This is a genomic window from Pseudomonas sp. DC3200b2 (genome assembly GCF_049895785.1).
In the GTDB taxonomy this organism is placed as follows: domain Bacteria; phylum Pseudomonadota; class Gammaproteobacteria; order Pseudomonadales; family Pseudomonadaceae; genus Aquipseudomonas; species Aquipseudomonas massiliensis.
In genome coordinates, this window is record NZ_JAFCTA010000002.1 from 110163 (window position 1) to 126046 (window position 15884).

The following is a 15884-nucleotide window of genomic DNA, read 5'->3' on the forward strand; positions in this document are numbered from 1 at the left end:
GCCCGCCTGGTCTGCCAGCTTCAGCTCTGGCTCGGCGCATGCCGGGCCATCAGCGACTCGCCAATCGCGAAGAATTGTCCCCCGGCCACGTAGTGAATGCTGCGCAGGCCGGGATCGGCATCTTCGAAATGCCAGTGTCCGTCGCGAAACACTCTTGAATCGGCCCAGGCGCCCACCACCTCTGCGATGAACAGATCGTAAGCCTGCTGGTTGTGCGGTTCCGGGATCAGCCGGCACTCCAGCCATGCGCAGCAACCTGCCACAAAGGGCTGGTCACGCCCATCCATACGCTGCAGTACCGCGCCGCAATGAACAAGTTTGTCCGGATCGTCGGCCAGTGAGCGATTGCCCAGATCATGAGTCATCTGTACCTGGGCCGCGGTCGGAACCTGGATTACGAAGCGGCCGGCCTGTTCCACCAGGCCGCGCGTGCGGGTGCTCTTGTCCAGGACCACGGTTAGCTTCGGCGGCGCGAAGTCCAGGGCACAGGCCCAGGCCGCGGCCATCACATCCTCCACGTGCTGATGACAGGCCGACACCAGAACGGTAGGGCCGTGGTTGAGCAAGCGGTAGGCCTTTTCCAGCGGGACAGCGACGATGTGTTCAGTCATGGGAGTTGCCTCGAACAAGGGGGTGAGGCTCTGACCGCCGCCGGTAGGCTTCGATCCGCGGCACTTCAGGCGCGCCGTGGGTTGCAGACGTTTTGCTTCGAACTGATGGCGTTTTTAGCCCTCTACAGCTTTGAATCGAGGCAAATAGCCTGCAACCATCAGGAGGCGACATGGACAACTACCACATCACGAAAGCCGGCGACCATTGGGAACTGAAGAAGGAAGGCGCCAGCCGTGCGTCCAAGAGCGCACCGACCAAGGAAGCGCTGATGGAAGCTACCGCGGCCTTCATGGAAGGCAAGACCGCGTCGGTGAAAATCCACAAAGGCGACGGCACCGTTCAGGAGGAACGCACCTATCCGCGCAGTGCCGACCCGCGACGCAGTGAAGGCTGAAGCGGCCCGGCTTCGGTACCGCTGGTCTGGCCGGCCGAAAATTGGCGCAGCCAAGTCGTCCCCGTCTCGGTCGGACCTTCAGCACCCTGTTTCCATCAGCATCGTGAGAGGACATCGCAATGGCATCGGTACAAGACAACTTGCTCGACTGGCTCAGAGACGCCCACGCCATGGAGCAGCAGGCTGAAAAAATGCTTACGGCCCAGGCTGAGCGCCTTGAGCACTATCCAGACCTCAAGCAGCGTATCCAGCAACACATCGAAGAAACCCGTTGGCAGCAAGGTGTGGTCGACGCCGCCATCCAGCGCCTGGGTGGCAGCCCTTCTACGCTCAAGGACCTTGGCGGCAAGCTGATGGCCTTTGGGCAGGCCATGGCTGGCATGACCATGCCTGATGAAGTCATCAAGGGCTCCATGAGCGGCTATGTCTTCGAGAACCTGGAGATCGCTACCTACACCGTGATCATCGCGGCCGCCAAGGCAGCGGGTGATACTGTCACGGCGGCTGAGTGCGAGAAGATCCTGGAGCAGGAAAAAGCCATGGCCCAATGGATCCTGGAACATCTGCCGCAAACGACCCAGCAGTTCCTGGGCCGTTCCGAGCATCCCGACCTCGAAGCCAAGCGCTGACGGCGACTGCAAGCCAGCAGGGCGGCCTACATGGCTGCCCGCACGGCCTTGCATTGAGCGCAGCCGCAGCGCTTGGCGCGGCTACGAAAGTAGAAACTGTCCACGAAAGGCCTATCAGCGGCTTGCGCGGGCTCGGCAGAGACTGGCTCGGCCGCGCTGGGTTCGGCCAGTTTGGCCATGACGCTGTCGGCCAGCATGCTCATCAGGCTTTTGTGAGCGGTGAGATACGAACCGACTTGATTGTTGTGTTCCATTGCGTGCCCTCCGGCGACTGACGAGCCAGACGGCAGCCTGGCAGGCTGCCCACTACGCTGGGCTCGTCAATGCTATCGGCACGTACCCTCCAGCCCTTGAGGCTCGCGCCGCGCCCTCCGTCGCCGGCTCGCCGACACCTTCCATAAACATAACCACTGGGCCCATCAGCATTTCGCACCCCAGGCTGTCTGGCTGCCCGGCGTAGCCTGCTGACCTACTCATAAAGAGGAAGGTCTCATGCGCCTGGGTTGGTACTCGCAACTGACACCGACGGAGAAACGCACCTATTGGGCATGCTTCGGCGGCTTTACCCTCGACTCTCTGGATTCGACCATCTACGCCCTCATGATGCCGGTGCTGATGAGCGTGCTGGCATTGAGCAAAAGCGACGCTGGGCTTCTGGGATCGGTGTCGCTTATTGGCAGCGCTATCGGAGGCTGGGGCGCCGGGCTGCTGGCAGACCGCTTCGGCAGGATCCGCGTGATGCAGGTCACTGTCCTATGGGTGGCGGTGTTCACCGCCCTGGCCGGATTGTGCGGTAGCTTCTGGGCCTTCCTGCCTGTGCGGTTTCTTCAGGGCATCGGCTACGGTGGCGAAGCGGTGGTAGGCGCGGTGCTTATCAGCGAAGTGGTCAACCCGGCGCTCCGCGGTCGGGTCGCGGCGTCGATCCAGAGCGGCTATGCCGTGGGATATGCCATTTCACTGGCGGTAATGCCAGTGGTGTTTTCATTCCTTCCCGAGGACATCGCCTGGCGCGCCTTTTTCGCCATTGGCCTGCTGCCGGCCCTGCTGATCTGGTTCATACGGCGTCTGGTGCCGGAATCCGAAGCCTTCACACGGGCGAGCGCCCGACCGCGCACGATGAACATCAGGGTTATCTTCGCGCCGGAGCACCGCCGCATCACCCTGATCGGGACCGTGCTGGCCAGCGGTATCTTCGGCGCTGCCTATATCATCATCACCTGGCTGCCCACCTATATGCGCACCGTGCTGCAGTTGCCCGTAGCCTCCACTTCCGGCTATCTGGCCGTGAATATCCTGGGCTCGCTACTAGGGCCCTTCCTGTACGGCATCATCAGCGACCGCATTACCCGCCGCCGGGCTTTCATGCTGTTCCTCCTGTGCCAGGCGCTGGTGGTCAGCGTATACATGTTCGCGCCGGTCAACCTTGCGGTGGTTTTGGTACTCGGCCTTCTGGTCGGGGCTTTCCAGGGTGGGCTGGCTTCCGGGCTGCCACTGGCGTTCTCCGAATTGTATCCCACCAGGATCCGTGCCAACGGCGCAGGCTTTTGCACCAGCTTCGGTCGCGGTCTCGGCTCAGTCATGCCGGCGGCAGTGGGTTTCGCGGCCGCTCATGCAAGCCTGCCGGCCGCCATGGGCACCTTGGCCGTGACAGCCTACGCCATCGCCTTCCTGGCGGCGTGCTGGCTGCCGAACGCGACCGGCGTGAACATGAGCGAAGAAGGTAGTGCATAGGCGATGCGCGCGAACCTTTCGTGCACTCAGCCACATTTGCGCGGGCTGCCCGCCCCTGGCTTGGCGGGGCTGTAGAGCCATTCGCGCAGCCAGTCGCGCACGCAGGCGATGGAGGCAGGCGACTGTTCGGCGCTGAACAGCCGGCGCGCCGTCGGCTCGTCCAGGCCGAAATAGCTACAGACTGCGTCCCAACCGGTGGCCAGGCGAGCGTGGGCCCGCGCGCTCGGGGCCACTCGCGTGCAGGGCTCCAGGCCATTGAGGTAGAGCCCTTCGAAACGGGCATCCAGGCACGCATAGCCAATGGCGCACGCGGCGTGACCGAGAGGGTCGTCCATGGCCGTCACCCATACATCCGGCAGGAAGGAAGGGCGCCGATAGCCGAATCCTGTATACCCCTTGCGCGACACTTGCCAGCGGCCAGCGGCCAATTCGTCGAGCATGTCCAGCAACAGTGCCAAGCGTTCCTCTTGCACCCCAGTACCTCCTTCCACGCCGTAACGTCGAGACTTCAAAGACCCGCTTCCGACCGGGCCTTGCCGCTTCGGTTCCCGGCGCAGGTGCGCTGCCCTGGGGCTTTCCGGATAAGCTGCGCAGGCATGCGGCGGTTTTGTGATGAACGTCACAACGCAGCGGCGCCTCGGCCGTTGACTTCGCCAAAGGCACTTACAGGCTGCTGGCCGTGCCAAAAGCCGTTAGGCTGTGGGCCGGACGTTCGGTTGAGGCGAGATCATGAACACACCATTGTTGGCACGCATGGGCATTGGCCTGCCTATAATCCAGGCACCCATGGTCGGGGTGTCTACCCCGGCGCTCGCCGCGGCGGTCACTGGCGCGGGCGGGCTGGGGTCTCTGGGGCTGGGAGCAAGCACGCCCGAGCAAGCCCGTGCGATGGTGGAGCAGGCCCGCGCGCTGACGGCGGGCCCCTTGAACCTTAACCTGTTCTGTCATAGGCCGGCCCAGGCCCGGCCCGAGCGCGATGCTGCCTGGCTGAGCGCCCTGGAACCGCTGTTCATGGAATTCGGCGCGCGTCCTCCCGTGGCCTTGCGAGAGATCTACCGTACCTTCGTGGGTGATGACGCCATGCTGGCCTGCCTGCTGGAAATGCGCCCGGCCGTGGTGAGCTTTCATTTCGGGCTGCCCGCGCCGGACGCGGTGCAGGCGCTGAAGAAGGCCGGCAGCCTGTTGCTGTGCAGCGTTACCTCGCTGGCCGAGGCCGAGATGGCGATAGCGGCGGGCATGGACGCACTGGTGGTGCAAGGATATGAAGCTGGTGGGCATCGAGGCGTATTCGACCCCGATGCCGACCTCTGCCTGGGAACCCTGCCGCTGTTGCGCTTATTGGCGGCGAAGGTGTCGCTACCGTTGATAGCCGCCGGGGGCATCATGGATGGCGCCGGCATCCGCGCCTGCCTGGAACTGGGCGCCAGTGCCGTACAGCTGGGAACAGCCTTTATCGGATGCCCGGAATCCGCGGCCAACGAAAGCTATCGCCAGGCGCTGGTCGGGCCTCGAGGCTTGTGCACCCAGATAACCACAGCCATTTCGGGGCGCCCGGCCCGTGGGCTGGTCAATCGTAACTTCAGCCTCGGCTGCTCGGGTATTCCCGACTATCCCTTGGCCTATGACGCGCAAAAAGCCTTGGCGGCGGCGGCTTCGGCCGCTGGCAGTACGGATTTCGCCGTGCAGTGGGCGGGGCAGGGCGCGCCTTTGGCGCGGCGCTTGCCCGCGGGTGAACTGGTCAGGGTATTGGAGCAGGAGCGCAAGGCCAGCTCCGATCTCGATGCCTTGCCCGGATTGCTCCGATAGCGTGTCACCGTTAGCATGTCCTGCCACAGGCTCGGCAGTGATTCCATAACGACATTCAGCAGGCGCCCTTACCCTTGGTGAGCGCGCCTTTTTGCTTTGGCACTGGCCGTTTCGCTGATTCGCCCTCCCGGGTGGACTTGACCTGAGTACCTATGATGACGTCACCCGCTACCCCCGTCGTACGTGACAGCTGGCTGGGCGTGATAGCCCTGGCCCTGGGCGCCTTTATTTTCAATACTACCGAGTTCGTGCCGGTGGGACTGCTCGCCGCCATTGGCGGCAGCTTTGAGATGACTTCCGCCCAGGTCGGGTTGATGCTGACGGTCTACGCCTGGATCGTTACGCTGATCTCCCTGCCGATCATGCTGCTGACCCGAAATGTCGAGCGGCGAAGATTACTCATGGTGATCTTCGCCGTGTTCGCGCTATGCCACCTGGTTTCAGCCTTCGCCACCAGTTTCAGCATGCTGCTGGCCAGCCGGGTAGGGATCGCTTTCGCCCATTCAGTGTTCTGGTCCATCACCGCGTCGCTGGCGGTACGTGTGGCGCCTCCAGGACGTCAGGTACAGGCCCTGGGGCTGCTTGCCACGGGAACCTCCCTGGCCATGGTGCTGGGCATCCCGCTGGGCCGGGTTTTGGGCGAAGCCTTTGGCTGGCGGGTGACCTTCGCCGTCATCGGGATCGCCGCGGCCGCTACCCTGGTCGTCCTGGCCAGGGCGCTGCCCGCGCTGCCCAGCCAGAATTCGGGCTCGCTGCGCAGCCTGCCGGTGCTGTTCAAGCGCCCCGCGCTCACGCTGCAATACGTCCTTACGGCCCTGGTGGTCACCGCTCATTTTACTGCCTATACCTACATCGAGCCTTTCGTCGCCCAAGTCGCCAGGCTGCGTGGAGAAACCACCACGGGGCTGCTGCTGCTTTTCGGCGGCGCGGGCATCCTCGGTTCCCTGTTGTTCAGTCGCTATAACAATCGTTATCCCCGTGCACTGTTGTTGTTGGTGCTAGGTGGCCTCGCCGCCTGCCTGCTGGTGATGACACCCGTCGCCGGCTGGCTGCCTGGGCTGGCTGTGCAGAGCGCGCTCTGGGGCATCTTCGTTATGTGTTTCGGCCTGATATTGCAGGCTCGGGTGCTCAATCTGGCCCCGGATGCCACCGACGTGGCCATGGCGCTCCATTCAGGCATCTACAACATAGGCATTGGCGGCGGCGCGCTGCTGGGCAGCGTGGTGACCAGTCACCTTGGCGTCGGCCAGGTGGGCTTCGTCGGTGGGTCGTTCGCCTTGGCCGGGCTGGGGCTGTGCGCCTGGTCTACCCGCCGCTATGGCGCGCCGCCGGCCCAGGCGGACGCGGGCCCGGTAGCGCTGCACTGAAATAGAAAAATCTTCGCCCAGGCTGGCGCCGCCTGCGGGCCCCGCTACCGTTGGAGTATCAACCAACCCAAGGAGGCACCCATGCAACTGAGCGGCAAGACCGCCCTGGTCACAGGCTCCACCAGTGGTATCGGCTTAGGTATCGCCCTGGCGCTCGGCCGGGCGGGCGCCAATCTCATGCTCAATGGTTTCGGTGACCCGGAGCCGGCCCTGGCCCAGGTCAGGGCGCTGGGGGTCAAGGCTTTCCACCACGCTGCCGATGTGAGCGACCCGCAGGCTATCGCAGCCATGGTCCAGGCCACCGAGGCGGCCTTCGGCGCGGTGGACGTTCTGGTGAACAATGCCGGCATCCAGCATGTGGCCCCAGTGGAGAGTTTCCCGGTCGAGCGCTGGGATGCCGTCATTGCCATCAACCTGTCCTCGGTCTTCCATACGTCCCGCCTCTGCCTGCCGGGCATGAAGGCCCGTGACTGGGGGCGGATCGTCAACATTGCCTCGGCGCATGGCCTCGTCGGCTCGGTGGGCAAGGCGGCCTATGTGGCGGCCAAGCATGGTGTGCTCGGCCTGACCAAGGTGATGGCGCTGGAGACGGCGACCTCCGGGGTTACCTGCAACGCCATCTGCCCAGGCTTCGTGCTTACGCCCTTGGTACAGGCCCAGATCGACGCCAAGACTGAAGGCGGCCTGACCGCGGACGAGGCCCGGCGCCAACTTCTGGCCGAAAAGCAGCCCTCGCTGGAGTTCGTCACCCCCGAGCAGCTTGGTGAGCTGGCGTGCTTCCTTTGCAGCGACGCTGCCCGCCAGGTCCGGGGGGCGGCCTGGAGCATGGATGGCGGATGGACCGCGGCCTGACACCAGCCGGGAATGCGCAGAGGATGCCGCGCTCGCTATTCCCGAGGGGCATCGCTGTGATGAAAACTGGCCATTTCATTCCCGGACGCTGCGGCTTTCACCTCTAGCTTTCGCTGATTGGAGCCGAGCTATGGCCGGTACCTATCGCTGGGCTGGCCGGCCGGCTTCTGACGGCACCCGGCCCAGGCCACGGCGCCCACGATCAAGGCCCCGCCAAGGGCCATGGGCAAGGTTGGCCGCTGTTGGAATAGCAGCCATGCGCCCGCGATGGCGTAGACCGGTTCCATGGCTATCACCACAGCGGCAACGTTGGCGCTGACCTGGCTGAGCCCGCTGATGAAAAGCGTATAGGCCACGCCCGTGCACAGCACGCCCAGGCCTGCCAGCAGCCACCAGTCCCTCGCGACGACCTCGGCCCACTCGTCCAGGCTGAAAGGCGCGAGGGCCAAGGCAATGCCGGCCATCTGCCAAACGCTGGACGTGAGGCTGTCCGAGGTGACCTTCAGGTGCTGATTGGCGATGGCGATGGCCGCGTAGGTCGCGCCACTGGCAATGCCCCATGCCAGCCCCTGCAAGGATGTCGCATCGCTGGCGTCCATCGGGCCGATCAATACCAGGCCAGCGCTTGCCAGGCAAACGAGGGCCCAGTCCCGGCTGCCCATGCGCTGCGCTGACAGAAGCCAGCCACTGAGCGCGGTAAAGGCCGGAAAGGTGGCGAAGCCCAGGGTCGCTACCGCCACGCCGCCTGTATGAATGGCCTTGAAGAACAGCAGCCAGTGGATGGCCAGGGCAATGCCCAGCAGCATCAGCGTGCCGATATCGAGCAGGCGCAGCGAGCGCCAGGGAATCCGCCTTGCCAGCAGGCACAGCGGGGCGAGCACCGCCAGGGCGAACAGCCCTCGGGCGAAGACGATCATTTGAGGACTCACGCTCAAGGCCTGGCCGAACAGCGCGGACAGGCCATAGAGCAGCGCGGCCAGGTGCAGTTGCAGCAACGCCCGGGCCCGAGTCACGGCGCCCCAGCGAGCCAGGCAGCGATGCCCTGAGCAGGAAGCATTACGCCAGGCCTTCCTCACGCAGGGCCTGCTGCACGGAAGGTCGCTGCGCCACGCGGGTGTGATAGGCCTGTACCGCTGGCCATGGCGACAAATCGAACTTCACCCGTACGGTCCAGCTCAGCACCGTGACCAGGTAGGCGTCAGCCACGCTGAACCCGTCGCCCAGCACGAACTCGCGGCCTTGCAGCTGGTTTTCCAGCCAGGCCAGGCGCTTGTGCAGAATCTCGGTGGCGACGGCTTTCCACTCCGGTGTCTGCTTGGGATTGAAGAAGGAGCCTATTGTCTTGTGCAACTCAGTAGAGATGAAGCTGAGCCATTCCTGCAGTCGATAGCGCTCCATGGTGCCCGCCTTGGGGGCGAGTGAACTGCCCTGGGGCTGGTCGGCCAGATATTGAAGGATGACCTGAGCCTCGGTCAGCACCAGGCCATCATCGAGTTGCAAGGCCGGCACATAGCCCTTTGGGTTGATGTTCAGGAAGTCTTCGCCCTCGTCGGTTTGCTTGGTGGCACGGTCCACCTTCACCAGGGTGACGGGGGTGTGGGTTTCGCACAGTACGATGTGCGGAGCAAGGGAGCAGGCGCCAGGCAGGTAGAACAGTTTCATGACAGTTCCTTGATGGGCGTGGCCGCGGTCGTGGCCTTTTCGATGGCCGGCCCGGCCAGGCCGAGTGAACCGGCCGGCAGGTGCCGGACTCTCAACGACATCACATTGGAGAGCCCCATGAACATAGCGATCGAAGAAGCGCATATCAACACTGTGGACCTGCGGGGCGCTACCGAGCTCTGGCTGGTGCCGCCGGATGCCCCTGACGATACGGACTCTCCCAGTGAAGGCTTGTGCCTGTGGCGGGGCCGCCCGGTAGTCAGCCATGACATGCTCAGTGAGGGTACCCATGAGCAGAATGTCAGGCGCGTGTGGGTGCGTGTGGCGATGCCTACGGCGCAGGCCACGGTCGCGCGGCTGCGCGCGGCGGTCGAGCGGCGCCTGGCCGAGCAGGACCTGCATGGCGAGTTCCTGCCGGCGCTGATGCAAGACTGAACGGGCCTCAGCGAGGCACCATCAGGCGCTTGAGCTCTCCATCACGCTGTAATTGCCGGAAGGCTTCAACGGCGCGCCGCACCAGTTCGTCAGAGGTGCCCAGACTGAAGGCCAGGTACGCATGGACAGTGATCTGGCTCAACGGCATGACCGCCTCGAGGTTTTCGAAGGGCATCCCCAGCTCCTCACAGAACCGCCGCGCATCCCGGGGCGACAGGGGCACCATATCGACCTGGCCGGCCAGGAGCTTGCGAAGATTGTCCATGGGCGTGGCCGAGATCACCAGACGGGTGAAGCCGTTGCCGCGCAAGTATTGATGACGCACGTCGTCGCGCACCACCCCCAGATTGTGCTCCTGCGCATCTGCCAGCTGGGCGATGACCAGGTCGCTCCTTTCGCGGAGCTTGTAGAGCACCGTCTGGATTTCCTCGAATTCGCCCACCCATTTAAAATGCGCTTCCCGCTCCGGAGTACGGATAATGGGAAAAATCAGCACGTTGGGTTCACCCAGGGCGATGTCGTACGCGCGTGCCCAGGGATACATGGCCAGGTGATATTCGCTCAGGCCTGCGCGTTCCAACACGGTGGTCACCACCGAGGTCGCGGGCCCGGCCACCTTTCCGTCCTCCATGTAGCTGTAAGAGGATTCTTCGGTGACCGCTTCGATCGGCTGAGCGAGGGCCCGGCTTGCCATCAGCGCAATCAAGGCGGCGACGACACCTTGAGTCAGGCAGGTCCTCCAGCCAGAGGCTGAAGCTACAGGAGTCATTCGCATACCCGGTTTCGGCCTCCATTCTTGGCGCGATACAGCGCTTGATCGGCGCTATGCAATAGTTGATCGAACACGCTCATGCCGACCGGATCGAGCTCAGCCATGCCGATGCTCACCGTGACATAAGGGGAAATGGGCGAGGATCCATGCGGGATCCGCTTGCCGGCCAACGCCTCGCGCAGTCGCTCGCCGGCCTGGCGGGCCTGCCGGGCATCGCTGCCAGGCAACAGCACGGCGAACTCTTCGCCGCCCAGCCGAGCGATGACCTCGCCGCTGCGCATGAACAAGGCCTTCATGGTATCGGCCACTTGCTTGAGGCAGGCATCGCCACCGCCGTGTCCGTGGGTATCGTTGTAGCGCTTGAAGAAATCCACGTCGCACATCAGCACGGTCAAAGGGCGCCCGCTGCGCAAGGCGCGGTTGAATTCCGCATCCTTGAGCTCGTCGAAATAGCGCCGGTTGGCAAGGCCCGTGAGCGGGTCCAGGCGTGACAGGCTCTGCAACTGCTCGTTCGCGCGCACCAGCTCGGCGGTGCGTTGCGCCACTTCCAGGGCCAGGTCATCGCGGCTGGCGGCCAGGGCTTGTTCGGCCTCGCGCTGACGCTGCAGGTACTGGCCCATATTGTCTTGCAGCGCATTGATGCGCAGGGTGAGCAGGTCCAGTTCGTCGTTGCGGCTGCCCAGGCGGTCCAGTCGCAGGCGCTTGCCCAGGGTTTCCGGAGTAAGGCGCTCCAGGTGACGAGCGATATGCCGTACGTGCACGGTGACCAGGCCATTGAACATGAGCATGGTGATGCCCGCCAGCGCCAGAGCCTGGACGATCTGCGTCAGCATGATGGTCCAGATTTCCTTCCACAGCCGCTGGCGCAGCAGGGCAGGGTCGCCTTCGATGACCAGGACGCCCACGGCCTGCACGGCGCCGGGGTAAGGCACCACGACCAACGCGCGTTGCAAGGACGGCGCCGGGCCGGTGCCGAGGAAACCGTCCCGTTGCCTTACCAATACTTCCTCGGCGCGCTCGGGGCGGGGAATGCGCAAAGTCACGCGCCCCACTGGGGCCGCGTGCACCACGCTGTCCAGTTGCGCTTCGAGGCTGTCGCGGTCCATCTCCCAGATCGCCTTGGACAGCGAGCCCTGGAACACCTGGTCGATCAACGCCAGTTCACCGTTCATGGCTTGGATTTCGGTGCCCCAGGCGAACCAGGTCCTCACGCTTACCGTGGCGCAGGTGAAGGCCAGGCAGAACACCAGGGTCGCCACCACCAGGCGATGGGCCAGGGGCCGTTCCGCGCTCATGCTCGGGTGCGTAGGGTCCTCGTAGTGTTCCGGTCTCATGGGCCCACCCAGCGGCGAACGATGGCATCGTAGCGACCGTCGTCGCGCAGGCGTGCCAGGGCCGCGCGGAAGGCGGCGACGGTCTGCGGATCAGTGCTGCGGCTGAAAGCGACGTTGAAGCCACTGTCTTCCAGCTCCGGCAGCTCCAGCACGGGACGCAATGCCTGGCGCGGATCGTCGCCGGCCATGCTTACGGTATAGGCGGCGTTGAGTTCGTCCGAAATCCACAGGGCCACGTGACCCAGCTTGAGCTTCTCGTAGTTGAGGGCGTAATGGTTGCTCTGCTGCAGCGTCTGGCCCAAGGCAAAGCCCTGCCGGATCAAGTACTGCTCGCCTACGTCCTGGTTGACGGTCGCGATCTGGTAGTGCTGCTCCAAGGCCTGCCCGAGACTATCCAGGTTCACGGGCCGCGCCTGGGTGGAATAGAGAAACCAGCGCGTGCTGACAATGGGGCCGACCCATTGGAACAGCGCCTCGCGTTCAGGGGTGCGGGTAATGGAATAGATCATCACGTTGTCCGCGTGCAGCGCCAGGTCGTAGGCGCGGGCCCAGGGCATCATCTGGATGTCAGGGTCGATACCCATTTCCCGGAACACCGCCTGGACGATCTCGGTGCACATGCCGCCGACCTTGCCGCCCACTCGGGTGTTGTAGGGTGGCAGCTCTTCGGTGACCACCTGCAATGCCGTGGCGCCGGCGCCTTCCAGGCACACCAAGAGCGCCACGGCGGCGAGCGCGGCGCTGAAGGTGCGCGAGAGCCAGGCAAGGGGCATGGTCGCTCTCCGAAGGCTGGTGGAAGGATCGTGCCCACGCTATCGGCCGCTCGGGCGGCAACTTGACTCTGGGCAAGTGGCGGCCTCAACGCCCGGTCGGCGGTGGTAGACTTGGCCGCCTTGAACTTCAGAGGCCCGACCATGACCGAAACCGTTCGCCTGACCCAGTACAGCCATGGCGCTGGCTGTGGCTGCAAGATCTCTCCCAAGGTGCTCGAAGTGATCCTTGCGGGCAGCGGAGCGCAGAACCTCGACCCGGCATTGTGGGTAGGCAACGCCTCGCGGGACGACGCGGCGGTCTACGGCATCGATGAGGAAAGGGGCGTGGTTTCCACCACGGATTTCTTCATGCCCATCGTGGACGACCCCTTCGACTTTGGCCGTATCGCTGCCACCAACGCCATCAGCGACATCTATGCCATGGGCGGTACGCCGCTGATGGCCATCGCGATCCTGGGCTGGCCGGTGAACGTCCTGGCGCCGGAGATTGCCCGCGAGGTCATCCGTGGCGGCCGGGCCGCCTGCGACGCGGCCGGCATCCCCCTGGCCGGAGGCCACTCCATTGACGCGCCGGAGCCCATCTTCGGCCTGGCGGTCACCGGCCTGGTGGACAAGGCGCAGCTCAAGCGCAACGACACTGCCACCGCAGGCTGCCGCCTTTACCTGACCAAGCCCCTGGGCATCGGCATCCTGACCACTGCGGAGAAGAAGGGATTGCTGCGCCCGGAAGACCAGGGTGTAGCGCGGGACTGGATGTGCACCCTCAACGTGGCCGGCAGCCGTTTTGCCAAGTTGCCCGGCGTGCGGGCCATGACGGACGTCACGGGCTTCGGGCTGATCGGCCACCTGCTGGAAATGGCTGACGGCGCCGGGCTCACCGCCCGCGTCGAGGCTGCGGCGGTGCCCCGCCTGGCGGGGGTGGACGATTACCTGGCGCAGGGCTGTGCCCCTGGCGGCACCTCGCGCAACTTCGACAGTTACGGCGCTGGGGTGAGCCCCATGAGTGAGGCGGATCGCCTGCTCTTGTGCGACCCACAGACCAGCGGCGGCCTGTTGGTTGCGGTAGCGCCGGAGGAGGATGCAGCCTTTCTCGCCTGCGCTGCCGATCTGGGATTGGCGCTCGCGCCCATCGGGGAGATGACAGGCCGGGGCGCGCATGCGGTCGAGGTGATTCGATGAGGGAAAATACCACGGACTTCCAGCGGCTGTTCCTGGAAGACGTGCCCATGATGGATGTACGCGCCCCGGTCGAATTCAACAAGGGCGCGTTTCCCGGGGTGGTCAATCTTCCGCTCATGGACGACCGCGAGCGCGAGCGGGTCGGCACGGCATACAAACAGCATGGCCAGCAGGCCGCCATCGAGCTTGGCCACCGGCTGGTCGCCGGTCCGTTGAAGCTGGCCAGGGTCGAAGCCTGGACGCGATTCGTACAGGCCAACCCCGAGGGTTTCCTGTACTGCTTCCGCGGTGGCTTGCGTTCACAGGTCACCCAGCAGTGGATCAAGGCCGAGACGGGCCTGGACTTTCCCCGCGTAATCGGTGGCTACAAGGCGCTACGCACCTACCTCATCGAGCAGACCGAAGACGCGGTGGCGCAGTCTGGCTTCGTATGCCTGGGCGGCATGACCGGCATCGGCAAGACCGAAGTGCTTGGCGAACTGGACAACGCCGTGGACCTGGAAGCCCTGGCCAACCATCGGGGCTCGGGGTTCGGCAAGCGCGCCACTGCGCAGCCGGCACCGATCACTTTCGAGAATCGCCTGGCGATCGACCTGCTCAAGCGGCGCGCACGGGGCCAGCAAGGGTTTGTGGTCGAGGATGAAAGCCGCATGATCGGCAGTTGCGCCTTGCCGCTGTCGCTGTTCCGGCGCATGCAGCAAAGCCCGCTGGTGTGGCTGGAGGACAGCTTCGATTCGCGGGTCTCGCGCATCCTGCGCGACTATGTGGTCGACCTGTGCGCTGAGTTCGTCGCGCTCCACGGCGAGGAAGCGGGTTTCACAGCGTTCGCGCAGCGCCTGCGCCAGAGCCTGGCAGGCATCGCCAAGCGTCTGGGGGGCGAGCGCTATCAGCGCCTGGCCGCTATCCTGGACCAGGCGCTGCAGGTCCAGGCCGCCAGCGGCCGTGTCGACAGTCACCGCGCCTGGATCGAAACGCTGCTCAAGGAGTATTACGACCCCATGTATGTCTTTCAGCGAGATGCCAAGGGCCAGCGTATCGAATTCGCTGGCCAGCGGGCCGAGGTGGTGGAATACCTTCGACAGCGCCCGGGCCGAGGCTGAACCGGCCCGCCCGGTTCGCCGGTGGGAGCCAGCGAAGCTGGCGAAAGCTTCCGGATGCGCTTGCTTCGCGAGCTGCCACAGATGGCGACAGCTCGCCTTTACAGCGGCAGGGCCAGGGCCACCAGCCCCCATAGGGTGCCAAAGGCCATGACGATCAGGGCGACGGCCCAGAGCACGTGAGCGTCGAACGACTGGCGAAGCATGAGCAGGGACGGCAGGCTCACGCTAGGCAAGGTCATCAGCAGGGCCACCGCTGGCGCTGTGCCCAGGCCCAGGGTCATCAGGGTCTGCACGATGGGAATCTCCGCGGCCGTGGGGATCACGAAAAGCGTCCCGATGACGGCCATGGGCACCAGCCAGCTGAGGCCTTCGCCGAAGCTGCCGTCGACGTGGGGAAACAGCCATACCCGAGCCGCCCCGAGCACAAGCACCGCCAGCACGTACACCGGGATGGTGCTCCAGAACAAGTGCCATAGGCTGGCGGCCCACCGTCCTAGCAAGCTGCCTTCGGGGTCGGCCGTGGCAGCCGCCACCGCGTTGAGCGCCGGCTCTGGCACCTGGTCAGGGCGGGACAGGCGCTGAGCGAACAGCGCCACCCCCAGCACCAGCATCACTCCGCCGACCAGCCGCAACGCGGCGAAGCCCCAGCCGAGCACGAAGCCCATGAAAACCAGCGTGGCCGGGTTGAGCACCGGGTTGGCGATCCAGAAGGCCAGGGCCGCGCCTACGGAAACCTGCTGCTTGCGCAGGCCGGCGGCCACGGGGGCCGCGCAACAGCTGCACATCATTCCCGGCAGGGCGAACAGGCCGCCGCGCACGGTAGAGCCCAAGCCCGCCTTGCCGAACAGACGCAGCAGCCAGTCCCGCGGAATCAGCACCTGGAGCAGGGAGCCGAGAATGACCGCCAGCACAGCGGCCTTCCAGATCGCCAGGAAATAGACCTGGGCATAGGCCAGCGCTGCCTGCAGCGGTGCCACCTGGTGATCGTCGATGATCGAAGCCCCGATGCTGTGATTCTGCGCGGCCACGAACGACTTCAGGTAATAGGGCGACCATTTGACGTAGTACAGGCCAAGCACGGCGACCAGTACGAACAACAGGGGTTTCCACCAGAACGACCAGCCACGTGGCTGGGGAGAGGAGGGCAGGCTATGCATGGCAGCAGATGTCCGTGGGTAAAAAACGCTGCATGATAAGGTTTCGGTGGCGCAAAGGGCAGGGCCGCCGGGCTGGGCCAG

The 15884-nt window shown here is 64.8% G+C and carries 18 protein-coding genes; 9 read left to right on the forward strand and 9 right to left on the reverse strand.

The annotated features are described in order from the left end of the window. Positions 1-20 precede the first annotated feature (20 nt). The gene (locus ACP691_RS06240; RefSeq protein ID WP_426198665.1) at positions 21-611 is read right to left on the reverse strand and encodes a flavin reductase family protein; all 591 of its coding nucleotides are present in this window, start codon (positions 609-611) and stop codon (positions 21-23) included. A 170-nt stretch (positions 612-781) separates the two neighbouring features. On the opposite strand from ACP691_RS06240, the gene ACP691_RS06245 reads away from it, so the two are divergent. Both ACP691_RS06245 and ACP691_RS06250 read left to right on the forward strand, forming a co-directional pair. Further along, on the forward strand, positions 782-1006 hold the full coding sequence (locus ACP691_RS06245; protein ID WP_040262710.1) for a DUF2188 domain-containing protein: 225 nt from the start codon (positions 782-784) through the stop codon (positions 1004-1006). 119 nt (positions 1007-1125) lie between these two features. Next, positions 1126-1635 carry a ferritin-like domain-containing protein gene (locus ACP691_RS06250; protein WP_426198667.1) on the forward strand — a complete coding sequence of 170 codons (510 nt, stop codon included), beginning with the start codon at positions 1126-1128 and terminating at the stop codon, positions 1633-1635. Between the two features lie 26 nt (positions 1636-1661). On the opposite strand, the gene ACP691_RS06255 is transcribed toward ACP691_RS06250, so the two are convergent. Continuing rightward, positions 1662-1889 (reverse strand): hypothetical protein, encoded by a 228-nt coding sequence (locus tag ACP691_RS06255; protein ID WP_426198669.1) that lies wholly within the window; start codon positions 1887-1889, stop codon positions 1662-1664. Positions 1890-2127: 238 nt separating this feature from the next. On the opposite strand from ACP691_RS06255, the gene ACP691_RS06260 reads away from it, so the two are divergent. Further along, a complete protein-coding gene (locus tag ACP691_RS06260; RefSeq protein ID WP_426198671.1) occupies positions 2128-3366 on the forward strand; it encodes an MFS transporter in 1239 nt (412 codons plus the stop codon). Positions 3367-3392: 26 nt separating this feature from the next. On the opposite strand, the gene ACP691_RS06265 is transcribed toward ACP691_RS06260, so the two are convergent. Beyond that, on the reverse strand, positions 3393-3839 hold the full coding sequence (locus tag ACP691_RS06265; RefSeq protein WP_426198673.1) for a hypothetical protein: 447 nt from the start codon (positions 3837-3839) through the stop codon (positions 3393-3395). A gap of 256 nt (positions 3840-4095) precedes the next feature. On the opposite strand from ACP691_RS06265, the gene ACP691_RS06270 reads away from it, so the two are divergent. The 3 genes from ACP691_RS06270 (at position 4096) to ACP691_RS06280 (ending at position 7391) form a co-directional block, all read left to right on the forward strand. Continuing rightward, entirely contained in the window at positions 4096-5172 is a 1077-nt protein-coding gene (locus ACP691_RS06270; protein ID WP_426198674.1) for an NAD(P)H-dependent flavin oxidoreductase, read from the forward strand. Positions 5173-5324: 152 nt separating this feature from the next. Beyond that, a complete protein-coding gene (locus tag ACP691_RS06275; protein ID WP_426198676.1) occupies positions 5325-6539 on the forward strand; it encodes a sugar transporter in 1215 nt (404 codons plus the stop codon). An 81-nt stretch (positions 6540-6620) separates the two neighbouring features. Continuing rightward, positions 6621-7391, forward strand: a complete 771-nt coding sequence (locus ACP691_RS06280) for a 3-hydroxybutyrate dehydrogenase (RefSeq protein ID WP_426198677.1) — start codon at positions 6621-6623, stop codon at positions 7389-7391. A gap of 128 nt (positions 7392-7519) precedes the next feature. Here the strand turns inward: ACP691_RS06280 and ACP691_RS06285 are convergent, their stop codons facing one another. After that, positions 7520-8404: a DMT family transporter gene (locus ACP691_RS06285; protein WP_426198679.1), complete on the reverse strand. Its 885-nt coding sequence runs from the start codon at positions 8402-8404 to the stop codon at positions 7520-7522. Between the two features lie 43 nt (positions 8405-8447). Continuing rightward, positions 8448-9053, reverse strand: coding sequence for a glutathione transferase GstA (gene gstA, locus ACP691_RS06290; RefSeq protein WP_426198680.1), 606 nt, complete (start codon positions 9051-9053; stop codon positions 8448-8450). Between the two features lie 117 nt (positions 9054-9170). On the opposite strand from gstA, the gene ACP691_RS06295 reads away from it, so the two are divergent. Then, positions 9171-9488, forward strand: coding sequence for a hypothetical protein (locus ACP691_RS06295; protein ID WP_426198682.1), 318 nt, complete (start codon positions 9171-9173; stop codon positions 9486-9488). Positions 9489-9495: 7 nt separating this feature from the next. On the opposite strand, the gene ACP691_RS06300 is transcribed toward ACP691_RS06295, so the two are convergent. The 3 genes from ACP691_RS06300 to ACP691_RS06310 form a co-directional block, all read right to left on the reverse strand. Then, entirely contained in the window at positions 9496-10182 is a 687-nt protein-coding gene (locus ACP691_RS06300; protein WP_426198683.1) for a substrate-binding periplasmic protein, read from the reverse strand. Positions 10183-10253: 71 nt separating this feature from the next. After that, positions 10254-11594, reverse strand: coding sequence for a diguanylate cyclase domain-containing protein (locus ACP691_RS06305; RefSeq protein ID WP_426198685.1), 1341 nt, complete (start codon positions 11592-11594; stop codon positions 10254-10256). Then, positions 11591-12367, reverse strand: a complete 777-nt coding sequence (locus ACP691_RS06310; RefSeq protein ID WP_426198687.1) for a substrate-binding periplasmic protein — start codon at positions 12365-12367, stop codon at positions 11591-11593. Before ACP691_RS06310 ends, ACP691_RS06305 begins: the two co-directional genes overlap by 4 nt. 141 nt (positions 12368-12508) lie before the next feature. On the opposite strand from ACP691_RS06310, the gene selD reads away from it, so the two are divergent. Both selD and mnmH read left to right on the forward strand, forming a co-directional pair. Next, positions 12509-13546 (forward strand): selenide, water dikinase SelD, encoded by a 1038-nt coding sequence (gene selD / locus ACP691_RS06315; RefSeq protein ID WP_426198689.1) that lies wholly within the window; start codon positions 12509-12511, stop codon positions 13544-13546. After that, complete coding sequence (mnmH, locus tag ACP691_RS06320) at positions 13543-14646, forward strand: tRNA 2-selenouridine(34) synthase MnmH (protein WP_426198690.1); 1104 nt, start codon at positions 13543-13545, stop codon at positions 14644-14646. The genes selD and mnmH overlap by 4 nt, the downstream gene beginning before the upstream one ends. Before the next feature lie 98 nt (positions 14647-14744). Here the strand turns inward: mnmH and ACP691_RS06325 are convergent, their stop codons facing one another. Further along, positions 14745-15803 carry a permease gene (locus tag ACP691_RS06325; protein WP_426198692.1) on the reverse strand — a complete coding sequence of 353 codons (1059 nt, stop codon included), beginning with the start codon at positions 15801-15803 and terminating at the stop codon, positions 14745-14747. Positions 15804-15884 lie beyond the last annotated feature (81 nt).

Bases quoted from the DNA above. Each gene is read 5' to 3' on its own strand.
- ACP691_RS06275 (WP_426198676.1), top strand. From the start codon at position 5,325: ATGATGACGTCACCCGCTACCCCCGTCGTACGTGACAGCTGGCTGGGC.
- ACP691_RS06280 (WP_426198677.1), top strand. From the start codon at position 6,621: ATGCAACTGAGCGGCAAGACCGCCCTGGTCACAGGCTCCACCAGTGGT.
- ACP691_RS06270 (WP_426198674.1), top strand. From the start codon at position 4,096: ATGAACACACCATTGTTGGCACGCATGGGCATTGGCCTGCCTATAATC.
- gstA (WP_426198680.1), bottom strand. From the start codon at position 9,053: ATGAAACTGTTCTACCTGCCTGGCGCCTGCTCCCTTGCTCCGCACATC.
- ACP691_RS06300 (WP_426198683.1), bottom strand. From the start codon at position 10,182: ATGGCAAGCCGGGCCCTCGCTCAGCCGATCGAAGCGGTCACCGAAGAA.
- selD (WP_426198689.1), top strand. From the start codon at position 12,509: ATGACCGAAACCGTTCGCCTGACCCAGTACAGCCATGGCGCTGGCTGT.
- ACP691_RS06325 (WP_426198692.1), bottom strand. From the start codon at position 15,803: ATGCATAGCCTGCCCTCCTCTCCCCAGCCACGTGGCTGGTCGTTCTGG.
- ACP691_RS06305 (WP_426198685.1), bottom strand. From the start codon at position 11,594: ATGAGACCGGAACACTACGAGGACCCTACGCACCCGAGCATGAGCGCG.
- ACP691_RS06250 (WP_426198667.1), top strand. From the start codon at position 1,126: ATGGCATCGGTACAAGACAACTTGCTCGACTGGCTCAGAGACGCCCAC.
- ACP691_RS06295 (WP_426198682.1), top strand. From the start codon at position 9,171: ATGAACATAGCGATCGAAGAAGCGCATATCAACACTGTGGACCTGCGG.
- ACP691_RS06255 (WP_426198669.1), bottom strand. From the start codon at position 1,889: ATGGAACACAACAATCAAGTCGGTTCGTATCTCACCGCTCACAAAAGC.
- mnmH (WP_426198690.1), top strand. From the start codon at position 13,543: ATGAGGGAAAATACCACGGACTTCCAGCGGCTGTTCCTGGAAGACGTG.
- ACP691_RS06260 (WP_426198671.1), top strand. From the start codon at position 2,128: ATGCGCCTGGGTTGGTACTCGCAACTGACACCGACGGAGAAACGCACC.
- ACP691_RS06245 (WP_040262710.1), top strand. From the start codon at position 782: ATGGACAACTACCACATCACGAAAGCCGGCGACCATTGGGAACTGAAG.
- ACP691_RS06240 (WP_426198665.1), bottom strand. From the start codon at position 611: ATGACTGAACACATCGTCGCTGTCCCGCTGGAAAAGGCCTACCGCTTG.
- ACP691_RS06310 (WP_426198687.1), bottom strand. From the start codon at position 12,367: ATGCCCCTTGCCTGGCTCTCGCGCACCTTCAGCGCCGCGCTCGCCGCC.